Here is a 20,915-nt window from a genome sequence, read left to right on the forward strand (position 1 = left end):
GTGGTATTTGATCTTGGCGTCCTGGCGGTGGTTTTCCGGTTCGGTACAGTGGCCGGCGAAGATTGCGCGATACGCCTGCGGGGAGGGGTTTTGCGATGTTGCCGGTTGATGCGGTGATGCAGCAGATCGCGGTGGAGATCGACGGCTTGAAGCAGGTCGCCGCTGGTTTGCGCAGCGAGTTGGAGGACAGCTTCCGGTTGCAGGTGCCGAAGGTGCACGATGCCGTGCAGCCCGGCGCGACGCTCGGCGCGTCGATTGCTGGAGATGCCTGGATCCGCCTGCAGGACTCGCTGCACGCCGGCCTGCAGGGCACCAGTGACGCGTTGTTCAACCTCGACAAGGGCACCCAGGCGGTCACGAGCGCGGCCGAACAGATCGCCAAGGATTACGGCGACGCGGATGCCTTCTCGAAGGCCCGGGTCGAGGACGTGAACAAGATCATGGTGCCGCCGCCGCAGGAGTATCTGGGCCCGCTGGCCTCGACGATCCCCGCCGGGCAGCAGTGATGGGCGACTACAGCGGGTTCGACGTCAAGCAGTTGTGGAGCATGGTCGACGCGGCGCGGTCGTCGCTGCAGCCGAGCCGGGCTCAGGCCGACGCGTTGAACAAGGCCCAGCAGATGCTCAACGGGCACGGCCAGGCCTTGAAGCAGGCGCGGGCCCAGCTCGCGGATCGGTGGCCGCCGGAGACCAACGCGGCCGCGGCCGCCTACCTCGTCGAGCTGGACCGCCTGATCACCGCGGTCGACGCCACCGCTCTCAACTGCGCGGTGAACGTGGCGCACATCAATCTGGTCAGCGACGCCATCGTTCAGTCTCACGAGACCCTGAAGCCGCTGTACGAGGAGTACGTCGCCAACGAGGGTGCCCTGGCCCAGTACGAGAAGGACGTCGACGAGTTCGGTGACGGCGCCTCGATCATCCCGGGCGGTAAGACGATCGCCGAGGGCGCGAAGCGGCTCTTCTCGTCCCCGCCGGTCGCTGACGGGCGTCAGGACGAGCTCACCCGCCGGGTGCAGCAGGAGATGACGTCGCTGGCCGGTGCCGCGCAGGACGGCGCCACCCGGATCCAGCCCCCGCCGCCGTACGAACCGCCGACCGTGACACCCGGCATCGAGGACGACGCACAGAATATCGGCGGTGGTGGCGGCCGTAGGTCGTCTGGTGGGGCTGTCCGGCCGCCGCGCATCGACCCGCCAGCGCACACTCGTACTTCCCCCGGCGGTGCCGCATCCGACGGCACCTCTGCATCTGGTGGCCACCTTGGCGGCGGGGCCGTGCCGTCCCCGGTCCCCGGTCTGCACTCGAGCCCGTCGGGTGCATCGGGGAGCGGCCCCGCCCTGTCGGGTATCGGTGCCCCGCCGGTGCTGCCCACGCCGGTCCAGCCACTGCCGGCCACAGGGGCCGGACCTGTGCCCGTGCCGCCCGCGGGTCCTGGGGTCCCTGTGCCGGGGCTGCTACCCGGTGTGCTGCCCGGCGCTGGTGGTGGACTGCCGGCAGGAGGTCTTGGCCCGGTCGGGCCTAACAACCGGATTACTAGTGGTGTCCCGGCTGGGCGGCCCGCAGCGCTGCGGGGCCCGGGTGGCGCGATCGGTGGCCTGCGCAACGGTGTCATCGGCGGCGTCCCCGGCACAGGCGGTCTCCCTGGCGCAGGCGGCCTACCCGGCGGGGGCGGCATGCAGCTGCGTGCCGGGGCCCAGTCGAGGATCAACCCGGTGGGCGGCGTCATCGGCCAGCAGCACGGGCCCGCGGTCGCCGGCGCCGGTCGTGGATCCGTCCGCGGCACCGCTGCGAACGCTGGAGTAGCCACGGCCCCGGGCGGCCGCCGTCGGCCCGGCGGCAGTCCCGATGGCGGTCAGCGCTGGGACCCCGACAATCCTTGGGAAACCGCGGAGGGCGTCGACCCGGTGATCGCGCCCGATCACTCGGGCGACCGCATCGATCCCGGACCCGGCATCATCGGACTCCACCGGTGAGCCCACCCCCACACCGCCACACCCGCCTGGCCGCTGCGGCGGCTGGCGGCGTCTTACTGGCATTGATCGGTGCGTCACCGGCGCTGGCGGATTCGATCCGCGAGCGCCAGTGGCACCTCGACGCGTTGCAGGTCACTGCGGCCCACAAGATCACCCAAGGTGCCGGTGTCACCGTCGCCGTCATCGACACCGGCGTCCGCGCCGATCATCGCGACCTTGCCGGCAACATCCTTCCTGGCATCGACTTCCGGTCAGCGGGGACCAAAGGATGGGTGGACACTGATGGACACGGCACCTCCATGGCCGGCCTCATCGCCGGGCACGGTCACGGCGGAGGCCACGCGGACGGTGTCATGGGCATCGCTCCGAAAGCCAAGGTTCTGCCCATCCGCGCTCTCAATGACGACGATCTGCCCAGCGAGAAAGTTCCCGATGCGATCGTCGCCGCCGTTCGCCAGCATGCCGATGTCATCTCCATGTCTTTCACCGCGACACCCAACGACCACCTGCGAAGCGCGATCCAACAGGCGATCGATGCGGATATCGTGCTCGTTGCCGGTGCCGGTAACCGCCCGGGTGACGTTTTCCTGCAATACCCGGCCAAATACCCGGGCGTCGTCGCGGTCGGTGCAACTGGACGTGACGGCAAGGTAGCCCCTATCACGGTCACCGGTCCGGAGATGGCCATGGTCGCGCCTGGCGTCGACATCGTGTCCACCGGCAACACCGGCGAATACCGCAAAGCCAATGGAACAAGCGACGCCACCGCGATCGTCGCTGGGGCCGCGGCTCTGATCCGGGCCGAGTACCCGGACCTGTCCGCCGCCGAGGTCGTGCACCGGCTTACCGCCACCGCCACCGACAAGGGCGCCCCTGGCCGGGACAACGACTACGGCTACGGCGCGCTCAACCTCACCGCCGCGCTCACCGCCGACGTGCCTGCCACCACCGGGCAGCCTTCCACGGCCGCAAGTGACCCCGCAGCCTCCGTCGGGGAACCACCATCGGAGGCTGACCGTCAAGCAGCCCCGTCCACTACGACGACCGCCTCGACGAACTGGGTGGCCATCAGCACTGTCGTCGCCGTCCTTATCGCGGTGATCCTTCTGATCGTCGGCTTGCCCACCTGGCTGATCATCCGCAACCGTAAAACCCGCAGAAGCTGACACCACGCTGCTGCAATTCGGCGAGACGTACGGTCGGGTCGGCCTTGGTTAGCTCGGTAAGCGCGTATCACCCGGGGCATGATCGAAGGCCGGGCAGCCCATCAGGCGCCGCCATAGGACGGGCGAGACGGTGCCCAGGTGGCGCCGCCGGGCGCATTTGCGCCCGCCGGACTTCTCTGCGGCATGTGGACGCAGATGGCGGACAGCGGGATGTCGGCGAGTTTGAGGTGCATGAGCCCTTCGATGACAGGGTCGTAGCTACCGCGGCCGCAATGATCGGTTGTCCGTCGAGATTCACGAATCGTCCGAGCCGGACAGCGCTTGCGGGCGATGCCGGCATACGCCGCCACTTGCCCCGGCGCGGGTGGAGTGCTCGCGGGCTCCAGGTCGAGGCCGTCGAAAGCGTGCAACTTGCTGGTATGTGCGGCTGGTGAAGTCGCCGCGGCCGGGCACGTCGCCGCCCGCGAGCGCGGCGGCTGCTTCCGGGGGCAGGAGTTCGAGGGTGGCGTGGGACACGACGAGGTAGCTACCAGGGGCGAGCCGGTCGAGCAGGCGGGTCACCACGACGTAGGGGTCATCGTGGCCGGTGAGGAAGTGCAGCACGGCGACGAGCCGCAACGCGACCGGTTGGGTGAGGTCCAGCTGGCCTTGAGGAGGGGGTCGTAAGGATCGTCCCCGGGTGTCTGAGGTCGCCGTCGATGTACGGAGTCCTCAGCCATGAGCACTCACCGTTCGGTGCCGCCGCGAAGCGCGCTGTCTGCAATTTCCCGCAGAGCCTCAACCATTACACGCTGTGGCGGAGAGCCAGGAGCCGTTGAACCCCGGCGGCACCGCCGAAGCAGCCTGCCGACCTGGGCGACACGATCAGGCACACCACTACGACTGGAGCACCAGAGGGGAGCGGGCACGCGAGCGACGAATCCGGGCAGCCGCAGCGACCTCTTCGCGACGTGAGCTGGATCACCTAGGGGTCGCCATGGCGGCGAATCTGCCCCGCGTCGCCAGATGACAGCGTCGCTGGATCACGCATGGATCCCGCGTGCGTCCACCACGGACGGAAAATGACCCTGACCAGTCGTAAAACACCTGGTCAGGGCCATGATCACCTGTGCGCCGCGTAGGACTTGAACCTACAACCCGCGGATTAAGAGTCCGCTGCTCTGCCAATTGAGCTAGCGGCGCTCGCCTGGCGACGGGAGAAACATTAACACGACCTTCCGGCGCCCCCGAAATCGGGGCTCCGGCATGATCGCTGTCGGCATGCCGCCGCTCGGTGGACCTGTTCTGTTGCCGCGGTAGGGCAGGATGTGCGCGCGGAACGTGAGAACGGGGCAGAGGATGGTCGGGATGCGGCGGCGCTCGCTACTGGCGGTTGTGGCACTGGTGGTGGTGGCGCCGCTGGCGCTCGGCGGGTGCGGGAAGGGCCGGGAGAAGCCGGCTCAGGCCGCCGGCCCCTCCGGAGCGCCTGCGGCCGCAACGCCCGGGTCCGGGGTTGCCGGGCAGAACGGTGGAAGTGCGGCCCTCGCGCTGAGCGTGACGCCCGCCACGGGGAAGAAGGGCGTACCGGTCAGCGCCGAGATCGGGCTCAAGGTCGCCGGCGGGAAGGTGACGGCCGTCTCTCTCAAGGACGACAAGGGCAAGGACCTCCCCGGTGAGCTGCGCGAGGACGGTTCCGCCTGGGTGCCGGGCAAGACCCTGAAGAACAGCCGGAAGTACGTGGCCACGGTCACCGCTGTCGGCGACGCCGGGCAGTCGAAGACCGAGACCACCACCTTCACCACCATGGGCAGGCCGGGGCGGGAGACCGGTACGGGCCTGTACCTCTTCGACGACCGCACGTACGGGGTCGCCATGCCCGTCGTGGTCGAGTTCAACCCGGGCATCAAGAAGAAGGACCGGGCCGCCGTACAGAAGCGGATGTTCGTCAAGAGTGAGCCCGCGCAGCCCGGAACCTGGTCGTGGACCTCGAGCGGCACCCAGGCCTACTACCGCGCCCCTCGGTTCTGGCAGTCGGGCACCAAGCTTGCCGTTCGCATCGCGGTCGGCGGGTTGCCGACCGGCGGGGGACGGTACGGCGACCGGGACCGGGCCGCGACCGCGAAGATCGGGCGCAGCTTCGTCATGAAGGTCGACAACAGGACGAAGAAGATGACCGTGATCGAGGACGGGAAGACCGTACGGACGCTTCCCGTCAGCCTCGGCAAGAAGAGCACTCCCTCGTCGAGCGGGACCATGGTCGTCATGGACAAGCAGGCCTCGACCGTCTTCGACACGATCGCGGAGCTGGGGCCCGAACGGGGTTACCGGACCGAGATCGAGTACGCCCAGCGCCTGACCTGGTCCGGCCAGTTCATCCACGCGGCGGCGTGGTCGGTCGGTGCTCAGGGTCACCGGAACGTGTCACACGGATGTGTCAACGTCTCTCCCTCGAACGCGCGGTGGTTGTTCGGCAAGACGCTCATCGGTGATCCGATCACCGTTCGGGGTACGGAGGACGAGCTGAGGTACGGCAACGGGTGGACGCCGTGGGACGTGAGCTGGGAAGAGTTCGTCAAGGGTAGTGCTCTTCCGGTGCCTGCTGAGCTGGCTGCTCAGGCAGGTCAGGACTGACGGGCCGCGAGCGGTCGGAAACCCGTCAGTGAAGGGCCCGCGCCCGTCGCGAAGGCGCCTGGCCAGGCGGGACGGGTGTTCGCGGCACGAATCCGGGATTGGAGCTCCGGCATCCATGACGGATGATGGTCGCCGGGACGACAGCGCGGTGAGAGGGATCATGAGACTTCGCAGAGTGACCGGCCGGGCCGGGCGACGCCAGTGGCGCACCGCCGCGGTGGCCCTGGTGGCCGCGGGTGTGCTGCTGAGCGCCGGCTGCAGCGGTGACGACAAGTCGGGTTCCCCCAGCTGGCAGGGCGGATCGGCCGGGCCCGGCGAGTCGGGCTCCCCCTCTCCCGCACCCACGCTGAGCACTGTCGCCGTCACGTCGCCCGCCGCGAATGCGACCGGGGTCAAGGCCATCACCGAGATCAAGTACGAGACCGAGGACCCGGCCAACACCTCCGTCGAGGTCAAGGACGCCGACGGCGACGAGGTCAAGGGCACCCTCGACAAGGACAAGAAGGTCTTCCGGCCGGCGGTGGCGCTGGGCTGGGGCAAGACCTACACGGTGACCGTCAACGGCACGCCGTCGGGCGACAAGGGTGGCTCCACCACGAGCTCCTTCACGGTGATGAAGAAGCCGTCGAAGCTGGTGCGGGTGTCGAGCTTCCTGGGCGACGGGCAGACCGTGGGCGTGGGCATGCCGATGATCGTCAGGTTCGGCCGTTCGGTCCCGCAGAAGTACCGCGCGGACGTCGAGCGCCGGATGACCGTCACGGCCACGCCGGCTCAGGAGGGTGTCTGGCACTGGACCAGCCCCACCGAGGTGCACTACCGCCCCAAGAGCTACTGGAAGCCCAACACGAAGATCTTCTACAAGGTTCAGCTCGCCGGCGTCCCGATGGGTGACGGCTGGTACGGCCGCTCCGACCTGACCGTGGACCTGAAGGTCGGCCGCTCCTTCGTCCTGACGGTGGACAACAAGACCAAGCACATGACCGTCAAGCAGGACGGCAAGACCATCAAGAGCATCCCGGTCAGCCTGGGCAAGAAGTCGACGCCGTCGTCGAGCGGCACCATGGTCATCATCGAGAAGAAGCGGCACACCGTCTTCGACACGATGGACGAGCTGCCCAAGGGTCAGGGCTACCGCACCGAGATCGACTACGCGCAGCGGATCACGTGGAGCGGTCAGTTCATCCACGCCGCCCGCTGGTCGGAGGGCGTGCAGGGCCACTCCAACGTCTCGCACGGCTGCGTCAACGTCTCCGAGGCGATGGGCAAGTGGCTCTTCGACCGCACGATGATGGGCGACCCGATCACGGTCAAGGGCACCGAGGCCAAGCTCCAGAACGGCAACGGCTGGACCGACTGGAACATGAGCTGGGAGCAGTACAAGCAGGGCAGCGCCCTCTGAAAGGCGCCCCTAGCCTGCCGTCTCCAGCCCGGAGTCGGTGCAGACCGAGACCATCTCGGCCGCGGCGGCGCTGACCGCGGCCACCAGGTCCGGTTCGTCGTCGCTGCCCTGAGCCTTGACCGCCTTCTCGTACGCCTGCTGGAGGCGGGCCGCCGCGTCCGCGACCGGGGCGTCGGCGGTCGCGGTGGACGCGTTCACGCCGGTGATCACGCCGGGTTGCATGAGCGTGCCGGCCTTGACAGCCTCCGCGATCCTGCCGCAGGCGATGGTGCCGGGTGGCTCGTCCGCCGGGGCCAGGGAGGCCGGCGATGGGGCGAGTGAGGCGGCCACCAGCGCGGGGCCGTTGCCCGAGCAGCCGGCGAGAGCCAGGACCGCCGCGCAGCTGATTACGGTGAGTCGTCGCGACACCATCTCACCGTAAGGGAATGCCCTTGATCATTCACGCAGCTTGGCGCGTACCTCTGCGGCGTCCGGGTGGTCGAGGTCGGTGAAGAACTGCAGCGCCTGCCGCCACGCCTGCCGCGCGGCCGCCGGATCTCCCGCGGCCTGATGCGCGTCGCCGAGGTGGCTCAGGATCGTCGCTTCGAGGCGCCGGTCGCCCTGCCGGTGGAACAGCTCCTGGGAACGCCGGTAGCACCGGATCGCGTCGTCGTAGTCGCCCAGGTGATGGTGGACGTAGCCGAGGCTGTCCCACGAGTGGGCCGCTCCGGGCCAGTTCGCCACCGCTTCCTGAATGGCGACCGCACGCTGGCAGTAGCCGAGCGCCTCCGCGAAGTTCCCCAGCGTCACGTGGCACCATCCCAGGTTGTTCAGGGCCGACGCCATACCGGGCCGGTCGCCCAGCTGGCCGTATCGTTCGAGGGCCTGTTTGCCCTGGCTGAGGGCCTCCTCGTAGTGGCCGAGCCGGCGGGCCGTGGTGCCCAGGTTGAGGTGGACCAGGGCCCGCTCATCGAGGTTGCCGGTGTCGCCGAAGAGCTCGAGGGCGCGGGTCAGGTGGGTGTGTGCCTCCTCGGGCCGGCCCAGCTCCCGATAGGCGTTTCCCAGATTGCACAGGATGCGGGCCTGCCAGAACGCGTCGCCGGCCCGCTCGGCCGCCGCCAGCGAGACGCCCAGGCAGGCGAGCCAGTCCCGGCCGTTCCACTGCCGCTCGAAGTACGTGGACATCGCCCACGGCAGCAGCCAGGCGTGGGAGTCGAATCCCTGCGCGGCGGTCAGCTCGACGGCGGCGCGCAGGCTGCGCTCCTCGGCGGCGAACCAGGCGAGTGCCGCGGGGATGTCGGGCAGGTCAGCCGGGCGCACCCCGGGCGCGACCGCCTCCGGCCGGTAGTGGAACCGGTGGCGGTGCGGATAGAGCCGCTCGTCGCCCACCAGAGCGGTGTGCAGGTAATAGTCCAGGATGCGGCGGGTCGCGGCCCGGCGGTCCGCTTCCGGGTCGTGGCTGTCGGCCAGTTCCCTCGCGTACGCCCGCAGCAGGTCGTGACATCCGTACCGTCCGGCCGGCTGCTCGACCAGGAGGTTGGCCTGCACCAGCCGGGCCAGCGGGGCGCGCGCCTCGGCGGCCGGCACACCGAGCAGGGCGGCGATCCCGGCCAGGCCGGCGTCGGGGCCGGGGTGCAGCGCGAAGAGCCGGAACAGCCGGGCGGCCGGCGGGTCCAGGGTCCGGTACGACCACGAGAACACCGCCCGGACGTCGGTGGCGGGGTCGGTGTCGGCCAGTGCGTCGAGGCGGTGCCGGGAGTCGGTCAGCTCGGCGGCCACCGTACCCAGGGTGAACCCCTCGTCGGTGGCCGCGCGGGCCGCCGTGATGGCCAGGGCCAGCGGGAGGCCGGCGCAGGCGGCGACGATCTCCGCCACCGCGGACGGTTCGGCGTCCACCCGGCGCGGCCCGATGCGGCGGGCCAGCAGGTCGCGGGCCTCGCCGCCGGAGAGCGTCTCCAGCCGTACGGGACGGGCACCCTCGGCCGCGACCAGCCCACCCAGCCGGCCGCGGCTGGTGATCAGCGTCAGGCACCCCGCCGCGCCCGGCAGCAGCGGCCGCACCTGCCCGGCGTCGGCGGCGTTGTCCAGCAGGACCAGCATCCGGCGGCCGCTGAGCAGGCTGCGGAAGAGCGCGGACTGACCGGCGACGTCGGCCGGCATGCGCTGGGGGAGCACGCCGAGCGCCTCGAGGAAACCGCGCAGCGCCTCGGCCGGCGGGGCCGGTGGACCGCTCGGATCGAAGCCGCGCAGGTTGACGTAGAGCTGACCGTCCGGGAAAGCGTCCTGGACGCGGTGCGCCCAGTGCACGGCGAGCGCGCTCTTGCCGACGCCCGCCGTGCCCGACAGCGTGGCGACGACCGCCTCCCGCCCGGTGCGTCCGAGGAGGTCGTCCAGGCGCTCCAGCTCCGCCCGCCGGCCGGTGAATCCCCGGACGTCCATCGGGAGCTGGCGGGGCCGGCCGGCCTCCGGCGCGGGCCGGCTCTGTATCGCCTGCCGCAGCTCGGTACCCGGTGCCGTGCCCAGCTCGTCGTGCAGGCGCCGGCGGGTCCGGGCGAACACCGCCTGGGCCTCCGCCTCCCGGCCGTCCCGGCGCAGCGTGCGGATCAGCAGCGCGGCGAGCGGCTCCACCAGCGGATGCTCGTCCAGCAGTGGCCGCAGCAGCTCGGCGACGGCGGCGGGGGCGGTGCCGAGGCCGAGCTCGACCGGGGCCAGCGCGAGGGCCGCGGCCAGCCGCTGCTGAGCCAGGTCGTCGCGCAGTCCGGCGGCCCAGTCGCCGCCCAGGCCGGTGAGCGGCTGGTCCGTCCACAGCGCCAGCGCCTCCCGCAGGTACGCCGCGACCTCGGACGGGGCGAGCCCGCTCCGGCGGGACCGGGCGATCAGGTCACGGAAGCGGCTCAGGTCGACCCGGTCGGGGTCGGCGGCCAGTGCGTACCCGCCGTTGCGGAACTCCAGGCGTGGGGCGTCCGCGCCGATCTCCTCGAAGACCCGGCGCAGCCGCAGCACGTACGTGTGCAGCGCGTTGCGGACGGTCCGCGGGGGCGTGCCGTCCCAAACCCGGTCGATCAGCTCTTCGAGCGGCACCGCGCGACCGGCCTCGGCGGCCATCCCGGCCAGCACCGCACGCTGCTTCGCCGGCCCCAGGTCGAGCCGCCGCCCGTCCACCCAGAGCTCGACCGGACCGAGCAGACGTAACTCCCACATGGGTTTCAGTCTTCATCAATCCGGATTTCAGCGTAAGCGGGCAGGATCGGGCCCGCTCGATACACGGGGGTGGGTGGCGCCGTCGATGCCCCTCGCGGCGCCACCCAGAGTCACACCACGCTGGCGTGTGCGGCCAGGATGCGCCATCCGCGGGCGTCGTCGCGGATCCAGGTGCGGGTGTAGCGCATCCGGGCGTCGAACGGCGTCCCGTCGATGCTCCCGGTGAGGCGGCCGAGGAACCACGTCACGCCGGTGTCGCCCGCGACGACCACGTCCAGGTGTTCCTCGTCGAGGGAGTCGATGACCTGGGTGCCCTCGCGGTGCACCCGCAGATCGTCGGCCTTGGAGTAGAGCCGGCCGTCCGGGCCGGTGAAGATCAGCCGGTCGTCGAGCAGCCGGTCGAGTTCCGGAACATCGGATGCGACCTGGGCGGCCTGCAGCCGCCGTTCGGCGTCGCGGAGCTCATGGTCCATGTCCCTATCATCACTTGGGCTGGACGAGCCAGTTCCAGGCGCGCCGCAGGCCGTCGGCGAGGGAGTCGTCGTCCGCGGCGTTCTCGCTGGGCTCGGCGAGCCGGCCGGCCGGCACGGCGACGATCACGCCGTGGGCGTAGATGCCGTCGATCTGGTCGGCGGACGCGTACCGGTGGCCGTCCCCGGTCTTGACGACGAGGCCGTGGAAGATGTCCTGCTTGTCGTCGGCCAGGACGTGCGCCACGGTGCCGACCCGGTCACCCGCGCGGTCGTAGACCGGGGTGCCGTCGGCCAGGACGAGGAACGACTGCGGTGCCCCGAGGTCCTCGGGTGCGGAATCGGTGTCGGGCATGCGTGGGGACGTACCCACGCATGCCGACGGATAACCGGGCCGTCAGTCGCCCGGCGGCAGGACGGCCACCTCGCGGTAGAAGCGGTCGATCGTGCGTACGGTCGTCTCGAAGTCGTCCAGGGTGAACGGCTTGGTCACGTACGCGTTGGCCCGGTGCTGGTAGCTCGCGGCGATGTCCTGGTCGGCGCCGGACGTGGTCAGGATGACCACGGGGATGGCCTTGAGCCGGTCGTCGGTCTTGATGGCGGCCAGCGTCTCGCGACCGTCCATGCGGGGCATGTTCAGGTCGAGCAGGATGAGATCCGGACGGTGCGCGTCGCCGTACGGCGCGACACGCCGCAGGTAGTCCAGCGCCTCGCGGCCGTCGGAGACGCGGTTGACCGTGGTCTGCGTCTCCGAGCTCTCCAGCGCCTCCGAGATCATGAAGGCGTCCGCGTCGTCGTCGTCGACGACGAGGATCTCGAGACTTCGCAATCTGCCCCCTTGTTTGCAGTTCGGCAAGCATAGGGGCGGCTCGCCCGGAATACCACCTCCGCCAGGTATGAAATACGGCCGGGCGAGACATGTCTCATAAGCGGCCATCGAATGCCACTGATGAGGTGCCTGCCGCGTCTTGTCGGCGTGAGGAAAGAATCGGTCCGCAAGCCGCGGCGGCGCTTGCTCCGTCGCGTCGTCACCCGCCTGCTGGTGATCGTCCTCTTCTACTGCGGTACGGGCGCGGCCGCGGCGGAGGCGTACGTCGAGTCGGTGCCGGTGCCCCCGGCGCCCGTGGCACCCCAGGCGTCGACGCTGTACTTCCGGGACGGCCGGACGATCCTGGCGCGGGTCGGCACGATCGACCACAGTGACGTGCCGCTGTCGGCGGTGCCCCCGGCGGTCCGCTCGGCGGTGCTGGCAGCCGAGGACCGGGACTTCTACGAGCACGCCGGCGTGTCTCTACGCGGCGTGCTGCGCGCGGTGGTGGCCGACGCGAGCGGCGCGCGGCAGGGCGCCTCGACCATCACCCAGCAGTACGTCCGCAACGCCTTCCTCACCCAGGACGTGTCCGTCGAGCGCAAGGCGAAGGAGGTGGCGCTGGCGATCCGGCTCGAGCGCGAGCACTCCAAGGACGAGATCCTCGAGCGCTACCTCAACACCATCTACTACGGACGCGGCGCCCAGGGCATCGCCGCGGCGGCCCACGCGTACTTCGGCATCACGCCGGACCGGCTGACGGCGGCGCAGGGTGCCGTGCTCGCCGCGGTCATCAAGGACCCGTACCGCTACGACCCCGCCCACGACGCCGCCGCGGCCCGCAAGCGGTGGAACTGGGTGGTGAAGGCGCAGCGGAACCTGGGGTGGCTCGCCGAGGAACCCGCGTACCCCCGCGTGGAGCCGCCGTCGGTCAAGGATCCCGGGCCGGACGGCCTGGTCATCGACCGGATCGAGGCGGAACTCGCCGCGCACGGCGTGAGCTCGCAAGCGCTGCACACGCAGGGGCTGTCGGTGGTCACGAGCGTGGACCGGGCCGCGCAGCGGGCCGCCGCCGGCCAGGTCGCCGGGCACCTCGCCGGCCAGCCGCGGGACCTGCGGGCCGCGCTGGTCGCCGTCGATCCCCGGACCGGCGGTGTGCGCGCGTACTACGGCGGGAAACGGGGGCGCGGCTTCTTCGACGACGCTTCGGCGGCTCACCCGGCCGCGTCCACGTTCAAGCCGATCGTGCTGGCGGCCGCCCTCCGCCGCGGAATCAGCGCGAAATCGCGGTGGGACGGCAGCTCGCCGCGCCAGTTCCCGGGCCGGCTCGGGGTGCCGCTGCGGAACCAGAAGAATCTGCAGTGCCCGGACTGCACCCTCGAGAAGGCGATGGTCGAGTCGCTGAACACGCCGTTCTACGCGGTCACCGAGGAGATCGGCGCGGACACGGTCCGGGACATGGCCCACGCGCTGGGCATCTCCGAGCGGTACGCCGGAACGCCCACCCTGGTCGACGCCAAAGGTGACCCGCGGCCCGGGAAGACCCGTCCCGACATCGCGATCGGCCGGTACCCGGTGACCCCGGCCGACCTCGCGACGGTCTACGGCACGTTCGCCTCGGGCGGCGTACGCCACGAGCGGTACTTCGTCGAGACGGCGGCGGATGCGCAAGGGCGGCAGCTCTGGACTGCGGCGCCGGGTGTCCGTACCGTCCTCGGCCCCGACGTCGCCGCGGACGTCGGCTCGGTGCTCGGTGCGGTCGTGACCGCGGACCGGGTGCGGCCCGGGCGGCCCGCGGCGGGCAAGACCGGTACGCAGCAGTGGCGCGACACGAAGGACAACCAGGACGCGTGGATGGCCGGCTACACCCCGGAGCTGGCGACGGCGGTGTGGGTCGGTCGCGAGCGGCCGGGGCCGATCCGGGATGCGGCCGGCAAGCCGATCCAGGGCGACACCGTGCCGGCGAAGCTGTGGAGTGCCTTCACGCGCGACGCGCTGGCCGGGACCCCGGTCCGGAAGCTGCCGGCGGCCGCGCACGTGGGGCGTACCGATGCCGGCGATGCGGGCCGGTCGCGCCCCCGGCACGACGCGGCCCCGGAGAAGGGAGCCGCGCAGCCGGGATTCGGTACGCCGGTCGTGCGCACCCAGGGCTCCGGCAAGCGGCTGGCGCTGACCTTCGACGACGGCCCGTCGGCGTACACGCCGCAGGTGCTCGACCTGCTCGACCGGTACGGCATCAAGGCGACGTTCTGCCTCGTGGGCGAGGAAGCGCAGCGCTACCCCGCGCTGGTGCGCCGGATCGTGGCCGAGGGGCACGCGTTGTGCAACCACTCGTGGAAGCACGACGACCTGGGAGCAGTGCCGGCCGCCGCCGCCCGCGCCGACATCGAGCGCACCGACGCGGCGATCGCGGCGGCGGCCCCGGGTGTCACCGTGCCGTTCTTCCGGGCGCCGTACGGCTCCTGGGGCGCCTCGGCCCGTGAGGGCGCGAAGCTGGGACACACCCCGCTCGGCTGGGTGGTCGACCCCGACGACTGGCTGTTGCCCGGCGCGGACGTCATCGCCGAGCGGATCGAGAAGCAGCTCGAGCCCCGGTCGGTGGTGCTGGTCCACGACGGCGGTGGCGACCGGAAGCAGACCGTGGCCGCGCTGGGCAAGCTGATCCCCCGGCTGAAGGCGGACGGATGGCGGTTCGATCTGCCGGAGCGCACGGTCCGGTCGAAGGCCCTGCCGTCGCCGGCCGCAACACCGTCGCCGGCCGCAACACCGTCGCCGGCCGCGACACCGTCCCCGTCGCCGAGCGGGTCGCCGTCGACGGTGCCCGAGGTCAGCGGGTCGCCGGCTCGCTGAACCAGCCGGCGACCTCGGCGGGCGTCAGGTCCCACCCGGTCGCCCGGGCGCCCGCCCAGTTGGCTCCCACGAGCAGCCCGTCCTCGCGGAGGCCGGGCAGCCAGCTGCCGAGCCAGTCCGGGAGGGGGATCTCGACGATCTCGAAGTCCCGGTACGCCTCGACGGCGCCGACGACCCGTTCGGCGCGGGATCGCTTGGACCAGAAGGGCATCGCCCGCGTACCGTCAGCGCCGCGAGGGGCCGGGAAGCCGCCGGCGTCCCGGATGGACCAGACCCGGCCCTCCAGGGGTGCCTCGCGGCGGAACGCCTTCGAATGGGCCGCGCTGAGCGACATTGCCGTTCCTCTCCTCCGCCACCGTTTGTCCCTATCGTCGCTCTCCGGGCGGTGCCGCGTGCTTCGAACGGGCGAAAACCAGCTGGCTGAGGATCGCGCCCACCATGGCGAGGAACATGTCCCACTGCGTGTCCCAGACATCGCCCTGCGTACCCAGGAAGTCGTCGGCCGCCGACCCGCCGATCAGCGCGGACCACCACTCGAAGAACTCCCAGCAGGCGCTGATGGCGAGCACCACGCAGACCACGAGGGCGAAGAGCCATCGGCCCGGCCGCAACGGGGTCCGGCGCAGCAGGATCTCGCGCGCGACGATCGCCGGCGTGATGCCCTGGAACAGGTGGCCGAGCCGGTCGTACGGGTTGCGGTCCAGCCCGAACAGGTCGCGTACCCAGTTCCCGGCGGGCACCTCGGCGTACGTCCAGTGGCCGCCGATCATGAGGATCAGCGCCTGGGCGAGGATCAGCCGGTACGCCAGCGGCGAGAGCGGGAACCGCCGGTACGTCAGCACCAGCACCGGCGCCGCGATCAGCGCGGGCAGGACCTCGAGCAGCCAGGTGCCGTACGAGGCGGGCCGGATCGCCGACACCGCCAGCGCGACCGCACCGGCGGCGAGCAAGATCGCCGGTTCACGGCGTGCCTGAGTCATGCGGGGAATGCTGTCAGCCGGCGCGAGCGCCGGTATGAGTATCCGTACGGGTTCGCTCTAGGGTCGGTCCATGGACATCAGGGTGGCGACTCCTCAGGACTGGCCGGCCATCTTCCCGTTCTGGTCGGCGATCGTCGAGGCCGGGGAGACGTACGCGTACCCGTTGGGTGCCGGCAGCGACGAGGCCCGGGCATTGTGGATGGAGGAGCCGCCCGGGCTGACCGTGGTGGCGGTCGAGGACGACGAGGTGCTGGGCTCGGCCAAGATGGGCCCGAACCGACCGGGGCGCGGCGCGCACATCGCCACCGCCAGCTTCATGGTGAATCCCGCCGCGCGGGGGCGCGGGGTGGGGCGGGCGCTGGGCGAATACGTCCTGGACCGGGCGCGCCGGGAGGGCTACCACGGCATCCAGTTCAACGCGGTCGTCGAGTCGAACACGGCAGCCGTCCACCTCTGGAAGTCGCTCGGCTTCGAGGTCATGACGACGATCCCGGAGGCCTTCGACTCGGCCTCGCGGGGACGGGTCGGTTTGCACGTTATGTACCGGAAGCTCCCCTAGTCTGGATTCATGATCAAGGTGCTTCCGACGGTGCTGGGCCTGGCCGCGGCCCTGCTGACGGGTACGCCCGCCGCCGCGTCGAGCGGAGAACCGCACCCGCTCACGCCCTGGGTACGCGCGGTCGAGGCGCACGAGCCGACGTGGGTCGACATCTACTGGCAGACCGGCAGGAAGATCTGTGACGCCGAGGTGACCGTCGACGGCCGCAAGGTCGACGTGGGCTATCCGAGCAACACCGGCACGTACACGTCGTTCTCGCAGAGCGACCGGCTCGAGCCGGGCCGGGTCGACCGGACCGCGATCAACGTGACCGCGCACTACCGGAAGTCGGCGTTCGCGCCGATCGAGGCGACGATCACCTATACGAACTGCCGGAACGACACCGAGAAGTCCAAGAGCTTCCGGCTCACGTTGCCGGTGCTGGTCCAGTAGAGGATGCGCGCGGCCGGCGGGGGCGGCCGGCCGCGCGCAAGTCAGCTACCGCGTGGCCATGATCAGCGCGGCCGGGTCGGTGCAGACCAGCTGCAGCGCCCGGGCCACGACGGCCGGGTCGTACGTCGAGGCGTGGAACGTGGCCTCCAGGTGCAGCACGCCACCCATCTCCGAGGTGGTCAGCGTGATGCCCTCCGGGCCGTTGAGCGTCGGGACGCTCTGGTTCACCCGCTCCGCCGCCTCGGCCGCCCACGGCAGGTCGGCGAGCACGTCGTGGCGTCCCTGATTGCTGAAGGTCAGCCGCGGCCGCGGCTCGGCAGGCGCCTCGCCCGGGTACGGGTCCGGCATGCCGGGCGCCCCGGTGACCAGGAGCTTCGTCTCGCGCAGCAGCATCATGGTGAGGATCCGGCCGGTCGCCAGCTCGGCCTTGAGTGTCGTGTGGATCGCCTGCGGGTCGGTCAGGCTCGGCGGCGTCAGGTACGGGCCCATGCAGAAGTTGCTGTCGATGCTGACGCCCTTGTCGACGTAGCGCCGCGCGTCCGCGAGGAACGTACCGCCGGTCATGTCGGGGTTCAGCCCGAGGTCCTGCAGCGCCGCGGTGAAGGCCGCGAAGGTGATCGCCGAGGTGGTGACGCCGGGGGCGTGCTCGTCGCGCCACACCCGCATCTTCGCCAGCACGTCGGCCGAGCGCGCCGTCTCCACCGTCAGGTTCGCGGTCCAGGGCCGGGTCGCGGACTCCTCCGGGTGCGGCGGCCGCGCGAAGCTCAGGCCTTCCTTCCACCGTCCCGGCTTGGTGCCGAACTGCTTCCACCAGGCCTTCGGCAGCGCCCAGCGGTGCCGCTGCGAGGGGGCGATCACCGCGGCCCGCTCCTCGCCGGCCGCCCGGACCAGCTCCCGCAGCAGCGTGTTCACCGGGCCTGCGTCGCCGTAGGCATGCGCCACCTTCATGGCCACGTAGCCGCCGCCGACGAGGATCCGCACCGGGTGGTGAGCACGCGGCTCCGCCTGCAGCTGCCGGGTCATCGCGTCGAAGTCGGCCGGCCCGTCGCCGAGGTCGGTCACGGCGTCCTGGACGTACGCGGCGAACGCGTCGGCGTCCATGTGCAGCCACCGCGCGCCGCTGCGGTCGAGGCGCGACACCGCCCGGTGCGTCGGGTCGGCCGCGTGCAGACCGATCAGCGCGGCGCGCAACCGCGCGGCCGTCACCCCGGTAAGCGGACCGACGGTACGGATGTACTCCAGCGGCAGCCACGCGCGCTCGCGCAGGGTCAGGCTGGTGCTCGACATGATGTTCTCTCCTTCGGGAGCTGCCTTGGCGAAGACCACTCGCAGCACGGTCGGGGCGACGAGGACCGTCTCCGCCGCCATCACCAGCGCCACCCAGGTGACGAGCTCGGTGAGGCTGCCGCGGCTGCCGCCGTACCAGGCCGCGACGAGCTCGGCGACCCCGGCGAAGACCGAGAAGATGCCTGCGCCGCGGACGGTGCCCTGCACCCGGGAGATCGCCAGGAAGAAGTGGTGGAAGACGAACGGCACGTAGGTCAGCGCCAGGATGGTCAGCGCCGTGCCGGCGGAGCCGGCGTACGCGGCGCCGAAGATCGACATGATCGGGCCGGCGGCGATGGCGACCACGAGGGAGACGGGCAGGCCGCCGCCGAGGCAGATCAGCAGGCCCATCCGGACCTTGGAACGCAGCGCGGCCTTGTCGCCGCTGGCCACCGCGAACAGCGTCAGCGCCACGTTGCCGGGCACCATGGCCAGGAACGACAGCACCATGAACGCGGTGTAGAAGGACGCGTTCGCCTCGGCCGACAGCACCGCGGTGACGACCAGGGGCAGCGCCGCCCGGGGCAGGTACGTCGCCAGGTTCAGCAGGTTGTGGTCGAACGTCGACCGGCCGCGGCCGCGCAGCAGCGACGCGCGGGGGCGTACCGAATCGACCATGCCCTTGCGACGTAGCGCCCGGCCGAGGATCGCGACCGAGAGCACCATGCCGGCCACCCAGGTCAGCAGCAGTTCGCCGCCGGTGAGGGTGAGCGGGAGCAGGGTGAGGACGCCGAGCAGCACCAGCTTGATCACCGAGAACCAGGCGTTGCGCATGAGCTGCAGGGGGCCCTGGAGGAGGCCGACCAGGGCCTCGTCCAGCACCAGCGTCATCGCGTTGAGCGCGATGCCGAAGACCAGCAGCGCGGTGGCGGCCGTGCTGCCGAGCGCTTCCCGCAACCCCGGGACGGCGAAGTGGGCGACCCCGACGTAGATCAGCCCGCCGAGCGTCGCGGCGCTGCCGGCGACGAGCAGGCAGGTGCTGATCAGCTCCCACTTGCGGCCCTTGAGGGCGGGCAGATCCGAGATCAGCATGGTGCCCATGCCGAACATCCCGATCGTCCCGATGAGGGTCATGGCGGACACCGCGGCCGAAGCCTGCCCGACCGCCGCGGCCGGCGCGGTGCGCGCCGCCAGCCACCAGTAGGCGAAGCCGAACAGGGAGGTGATCGCGGTGGTCGCCATGAGCGAGCCGGCGTTCAGGAACAGGTCGAGGTGACCCTTCAGAACGGTGATCAGGCCACCGCGGCCCGGGCCCTCGGGCCCCGCATCAAGGCTCTCCGGTACGGCCTCGGTTACCGTGCTTTCCACTACTACCGCCCCCAGTGCAGTGATCGACTCGCAACGGTAGTTACGCGGCGTGTTGATCGGCCATGGCAATGTGGGGTAGATCGCGGGTTCCGTCCGGTGTGGAGAACATGCGGTCCGGGGGAGGGGACCGGGACCGAACGGACGAGGTTTGTGACGGGTGTGAAGAGGGGTTATTCCTCCCACACCGGAACAGAAGGCAGCCCGCGCCCGGCCCGGGCGGCATCGGTCAGCTCCTGGATGAGCTCGGTCTTACCGCGCGTATACGACTCACCCGGCCCGAATCGGTCCATCAGCTCCCGCTTCAGGGCCGCGTAGCGCTCCCGCGCCTCCGGGTGGGCGAGCAGATGGTCCCGCAGCAGCCGCTCATTGCGGGTCGCCCACGTGTCCGTCGTCACGATGTGCAAGTGGTACGCCGTGCTGTCGTAGTCCTCGCGCCGGTAGAACAGCCGCTCCGGCATGTCCGCCGGCTGGATCCGGTAACCGAGCGACTCCAGAGCGCTGCCGTTGACGTCGTCGAGCTCGTCCACCGCGGCCATCAGGTCGATGACCGGCTTGGCGGGCAGCCCCGGCACGGCGGTGCTGCCGATGTGCTCGACGGCGGAGAAGAGCGGTGCGAGCGTGACGCACGCCTGCCGGCCGAGCTCGGCCCAGCGCTCCTCCGGCTCCGCGATCGTCACAACCAGCCCACCCTCTTCAATCTGCGGTACAGCACCACCGATGCGACCGCCATCAGCAGCAGGACGGCGGGATAGCCGTACTGCCAGTCCAGCCCGGGCATGACCTTGAAGTTCATCCCGTAGATGCCGGCGATGGCGGTCTGCACGGCCGCGATGGCCGCCCAGGACGCGATCTTGCGCATGTCGTTGTTCTGGTCGACGGAGACCTGGGCCAGCCGGGCCTGGAGGATCGAGTTCAGCAGATCATCGAACCCCGCGACCCGGTCCACCGCCCGCCCCAGGCGACCCCGTACGTCCACAAGGTACGGATAGAGCGCGTCGGGCACCACCCCGTGGTCCAGAAGGCGCTGCAACGGCTCCTGCAGGGGCAGTACGGCCCGCTTGAACTCCACCATTTCGCGCTTCAGCTGGTAGACGTGGGCGATATCAGGCGCCTTGTCGGCCGCGAAGGCGACGGCCTCCAGCGCCTCGAGGTCCCGCTCGACGTGCCCCGCGACCTCCAGATAGAGATCGACCATCCGATCGCAGACCGCGTACGCCACCGACCACGGACCCGCTGCCAGCATTGCCGGCCGGGCCTCCAGATCGTTCCGTACGGGCTTGAGCGCGCCCGCCGCCCCGTGCCGGATCGTGATGACGAAGTGCGGCCCGATCAGCACCGTGACGTCACCCGTGTCGACCACCTCGGAGGTGGCGGTCAGCTCCTCGTGCTCGACGTAGCGCGCGGTCCGAAGCACCAGCCGGGTCACGTCGCCGAGCGTCTCGGCGGCCGGCCGGTGACCCGCGGCGGCGGCCTGGTCCGCGGTCAGGTGGTGCAGCCCGAACACCGCGGCGATCGACGCCATGGTGCTCTCGTCCGGCTCGTGCAGGCCCAGCCAGACGAAGGCGTCGCGTTGCCGGCGGGCGGCCTGGGCGGCGTCGGCGTAGTGCGACAGCCCCGGCCGCCGCTTGCCGCCGTGGTAGACGGCGCAGTCCACGACGGCGCCGGGATTGTGCCGCCGGGGCTGCGGGACGGCGCGTTCCGGGCGGCTCAGTCCCTCGATGATCCGGCCGAGCGTGCGAGGGATCAGGTACGGCTCCCGCCGTCGCCAGCCGAACATCCGCCGCGCCCTCCCACCCTCGACGATCATCGGCCCCGACGGTATCCGGCGGGTGCCCGTACCCGCCGCACTCGC

The 20,915-nt window shown here is 71.0% G+C and carries 19 protein-coding genes and 1 tRNA gene; 8 read left to right on the forward strand and 12 right to left on the reverse strand.

What is annotated here, in order from left to right; all coding sequences use genetic code 11:
* The first annotated feature begins 95 nt into the window (after window positions 1-95).
* From ACIBO8_RS13580 to ACIBO8_RS13590, 3 genes are read left to right on the forward strand one after another with little or no spacing between them, the layout of a single operon-like run.
* A complete protein-coding gene (locus ACIBO8_RS13580) occupies window positions 96-506 on the forward strand; it encodes a hypothetical protein (RefSeq protein WP_396115444.1) in 411 nt (136 codons plus the stop codon).
* Complete coding sequence (locus ACIBO8_RS13585; protein ID WP_396115445.1) at window positions 506-1,975, forward strand: hypothetical protein; 1,470 nt, start codon at window positions 506-508, stop codon at window positions 1,973-1,975. Before ACIBO8_RS13580 ends, ACIBO8_RS13585 begins: the two co-directional genes overlap by 1 nt.
* A complete protein-coding gene (locus tag ACIBO8_RS13590; protein ID WP_396115446.1) occupies window positions 1,972-3,141 on the forward strand; it encodes a S8 family serine peptidase in 1,170 nt (389 codons plus the stop codon). The genes ACIBO8_RS13585 and ACIBO8_RS13590 overlap by 4 nt, the downstream gene beginning before the upstream one ends.
* A 294-nt stretch (window positions 3,142-3,435) precedes the next feature.
* Here the strand turns inward: ACIBO8_RS13590 and ACIBO8_RS13595 are convergent, their stop codons facing one another.
* Together ACIBO8_RS13595 and ACIBO8_RS13600 are read right to left on the reverse strand one after the other, a co-directional pair.
* Window positions 3,436-3,783 (reverse strand): SAM-dependent methyltransferase, encoded by a 348-nt coding sequence (locus tag ACIBO8_RS13595; RefSeq protein ID WP_396115640.1) that lies wholly within the window; start codon window positions 3,781-3,783, stop codon window positions 3,436-3,438.
* Window positions 3,784-4,250: 467 nt separating this feature from the next.
* Window positions 4,251-4,323 (reverse strand) — tRNA-Lys (locus ACIBO8_RS13600).
* A gap of 156 nt (window positions 4,324-4,479) precedes the next feature.
* Between ACIBO8_RS13600 and ACIBO8_RS13605 the strand changes: the two genes are divergently transcribed.
* Window positions 4,480-5,751, forward strand: coding sequence for an Ig-like domain-containing protein (locus tag ACIBO8_RS13605; RefSeq protein WP_396115447.1), 1,272 nt, complete (start codon window positions 4,480-4,482; stop codon window positions 5,749-5,751).
* Between the two features lie 160 nt (window positions 5,752-5,911).
* Window positions 5,912-7,150, forward strand: coding sequence for an Ig-like domain-containing protein (locus tag ACIBO8_RS13610; protein WP_396115448.1), 1,239 nt, complete (start codon window positions 5,912-5,914; stop codon window positions 7,148-7,150).
* A 9-nt stretch (window positions 7,151-7,159) separates the two neighbouring features.
* Here the strand turns inward: ACIBO8_RS13610 and ACIBO8_RS13615 are convergent, their stop codons facing one another.
* The 5 genes from ACIBO8_RS13615 to ACIBO8_RS13635 form a co-directional block, all read right to left on the reverse strand.
* Window positions 7,160-7,558 (reverse strand): hypothetical protein, encoded by a 399-nt coding sequence (locus ACIBO8_RS13615; protein WP_396115449.1) that lies wholly within the window; start codon window positions 7,556-7,558, stop codon window positions 7,160-7,162.
* 27 nt (window positions 7,559-7,585) lie between these two features.
* Entirely contained in the window at window positions 7,586-10,330 is a 2,745-nt protein-coding gene (locus ACIBO8_RS13620; RefSeq protein ID WP_396115450.1) for a tetratricopeptide repeat protein, read from the reverse strand.
* Window positions 10,331-10,440: 110 nt separating this feature from the next.
* Window positions 10,441-10,803 (reverse strand): nuclear transport factor 2 family protein, encoded by a 363-nt coding sequence (locus ACIBO8_RS13625; protein WP_396115451.1) that lies wholly within the window; start codon window positions 10,801-10,803, stop codon window positions 10,441-10,443.
* Between the two features lie 10 nt (window positions 10,804-10,813).
* Window positions 10,814-11,155 (reverse strand): PRC-barrel domain-containing protein, encoded by a 342-nt coding sequence (locus ACIBO8_RS13630; RefSeq protein WP_396115452.1) that lies wholly within the window; start codon window positions 11,153-11,155, stop codon window positions 10,814-10,816.
* A 42-nt stretch (window positions 11,156-11,197) separates the two neighbouring features.
* Entirely contained in the window at window positions 11,198-11,629 is a 432-nt protein-coding gene (locus ACIBO8_RS13635) for a response regulator (protein ID WP_396115453.1), read from the reverse strand.
* A 147-nt stretch (window positions 11,630-11,776) separates the two neighbouring features.
* On the opposite strand from ACIBO8_RS13635, the gene ACIBO8_RS13640 reads away from it, so the two are divergent.
* Complete coding sequence (locus ACIBO8_RS13640) at window positions 11,777-14,458, forward strand: transglycosylase domain-containing protein (RefSeq protein ID WP_396115454.1); 2,682 nt, start codon at window positions 11,777-11,779, stop codon at window positions 14,456-14,458.
* Here the strand turns inward: ACIBO8_RS13640 and ACIBO8_RS13645 are convergent.
* A complete protein-coding gene (locus tag ACIBO8_RS13645; RefSeq protein ID WP_396115455.1) occupies window positions 14,436-14,792 on the reverse strand; it encodes a DUF2750 domain-containing protein in 357 nt (118 codons plus the stop codon). The genes ACIBO8_RS13640 and ACIBO8_RS13645 overlap by 23 nt on opposite strands.
* Window positions 14,793-14,823: 31 nt before the next feature.
* Complete coding sequence (locus ACIBO8_RS13650; protein ID WP_396115457.1) at window positions 14,824-15,438, reverse strand: DUF2238 domain-containing protein; 615 nt, start codon at window positions 15,436-15,438, stop codon at window positions 14,824-14,826.
* A gap of 70 nt (window positions 15,439-15,508) precedes the next feature.
* Between ACIBO8_RS13650 and ACIBO8_RS13655 the strand changes: the two genes are divergently transcribed.
* Together ACIBO8_RS13655 and ACIBO8_RS13660 are read left to right on the forward strand one after the other, a co-directional pair.
* On the forward strand, window positions 15,509-15,997 hold the full coding sequence (locus ACIBO8_RS13655; RefSeq protein WP_396115458.1) for a GNAT family N-acetyltransferase: 489 nt from the start codon (window positions 15,509-15,511) through the stop codon (window positions 15,995-15,997).
* 9 nt (window positions 15,998-16,006) lie between these two features.
* The gene (locus tag ACIBO8_RS13660) at window positions 16,007-16,429 is read left to right on the forward strand and encodes a hypothetical protein (RefSeq protein ID WP_396115460.1); all 423 of its coding nucleotides are present in this window, start codon (window positions 16,007-16,009) and stop codon (window positions 16,427-16,429) included.
* A gap of 45 nt (window positions 16,430-16,474) precedes the next feature.
* On the opposite strand, the gene ACIBO8_RS13665 is transcribed toward ACIBO8_RS13660, so the two are convergent.
* The 3 genes from ACIBO8_RS13665 to ACIBO8_RS13675 form a co-directional block, all read right to left on the reverse strand.
* Window positions 16,475-19,063, reverse strand: a complete 2,589-nt coding sequence (locus tag ACIBO8_RS13665; RefSeq protein WP_396115461.1) for a lipopolysaccharide biosynthesis protein — start codon at window positions 19,061-19,063, stop codon at window positions 16,475-16,477.
* 170 nt (window positions 19,064-19,233) lie between these two features.
* Window positions 19,234-19,740, reverse strand: coding sequence for a GrpB family protein (locus ACIBO8_RS13670; RefSeq protein WP_396115462.1), 507 nt, complete (start codon window positions 19,738-19,740; stop codon window positions 19,234-19,236).
* Entirely contained in the window at window positions 19,737-20,870 is a 1,134-nt protein-coding gene (locus ACIBO8_RS13675) for a magnesium and cobalt transport protein CorA (protein WP_396115463.1), read from the reverse strand. The genes ACIBO8_RS13670 and ACIBO8_RS13675 overlap by 4 nt, the downstream gene beginning before the upstream one ends.
* Window positions 20,871-20,915: the final 45 nt, after the last annotated feature.

Source organism: Actinoplanes sp. NPDC049681 (assembly GCF_044465265.1).
Taxonomy (GTDB): domain Bacteria; phylum Actinomycetota; class Actinomycetes; order Mycobacteriales; family Micromonosporaceae; genus Actinoplanes.

Bases quoted from the DNA above. Each gene is read 5' to 3' on its own strand.
- ACIBO8_RS13580 (WP_396115444.1), top strand. From the start codon at position 96: ATGTTGCCGGTTGATGCGGTGATGCAGCAGATCGCGGTGGAGATCGAC.
- ACIBO8_RS13585 (WP_396115445.1), top strand. From the start codon at position 506: ATGGGCGACTACAGCGGGTTCGACGTCAAGCAGTTGTGGAGCATGGTC.
- ACIBO8_RS13605 (WP_396115447.1), top strand. From the start codon at position 4,480: ATGGTCGGGATGCGGCGGCGCTCGCTACTGGCGGTTGTGGCACTGGTG.
- ACIBO8_RS13610 (WP_396115448.1), top strand. From the start codon at position 5,912: ATGAGACTTCGCAGAGTGACCGGCCGGGCCGGGCGACGCCAGTGGCGC.
- ACIBO8_RS13620 (WP_396115450.1), bottom strand. From the start codon at position 10,330: ATGTGGGAGTTACGTCTGCTCGGTCCGGTCGAGCTCTGGGTGGACGGG.
- ACIBO8_RS13625 (WP_396115451.1), bottom strand. From the start codon at position 10,803: ATGGACCATGAGCTCCGCGACGCCGAACGGCGGCTGCAGGCCGCCCAG.
- ACIBO8_RS13630 (WP_396115452.1), bottom strand. From the start codon at position 11,155: ATGCCCGACACCGATTCCGCACCCGAGGACCTCGGGGCACCGCAGTCG.
- ACIBO8_RS13645 (WP_396115455.1), bottom strand. From the start codon at position 14,792: ATGTCGCTCAGCGCGGCCCATTCGAAGGCGTTCCGCCGCGAGGCACCC.
- ACIBO8_RS13650 (WP_396115457.1), bottom strand. From the start codon at position 15,438: ATGACTCAGGCACGCCGTGAACCGGCGATCTTGCTCGCCGCCGGTGCG.
- ACIBO8_RS13655 (WP_396115458.1), top strand. From the start codon at position 15,509: ATGGACATCAGGGTGGCGACTCCTCAGGACTGGCCGGCCATCTTCCCG.
- ACIBO8_RS13660 (WP_396115460.1), top strand. From the start codon at position 16,007: ATGATCAAGGTGCTTCCGACGGTGCTGGGCCTGGCCGCGGCCCTGCTG.
- ACIBO8_RS13675 (WP_396115463.1), bottom strand. From the start codon at position 20,870: ATGATCGTCGAGGGTGGGAGGGCGCGGCGGATGTTCGGCTGGCGACGG.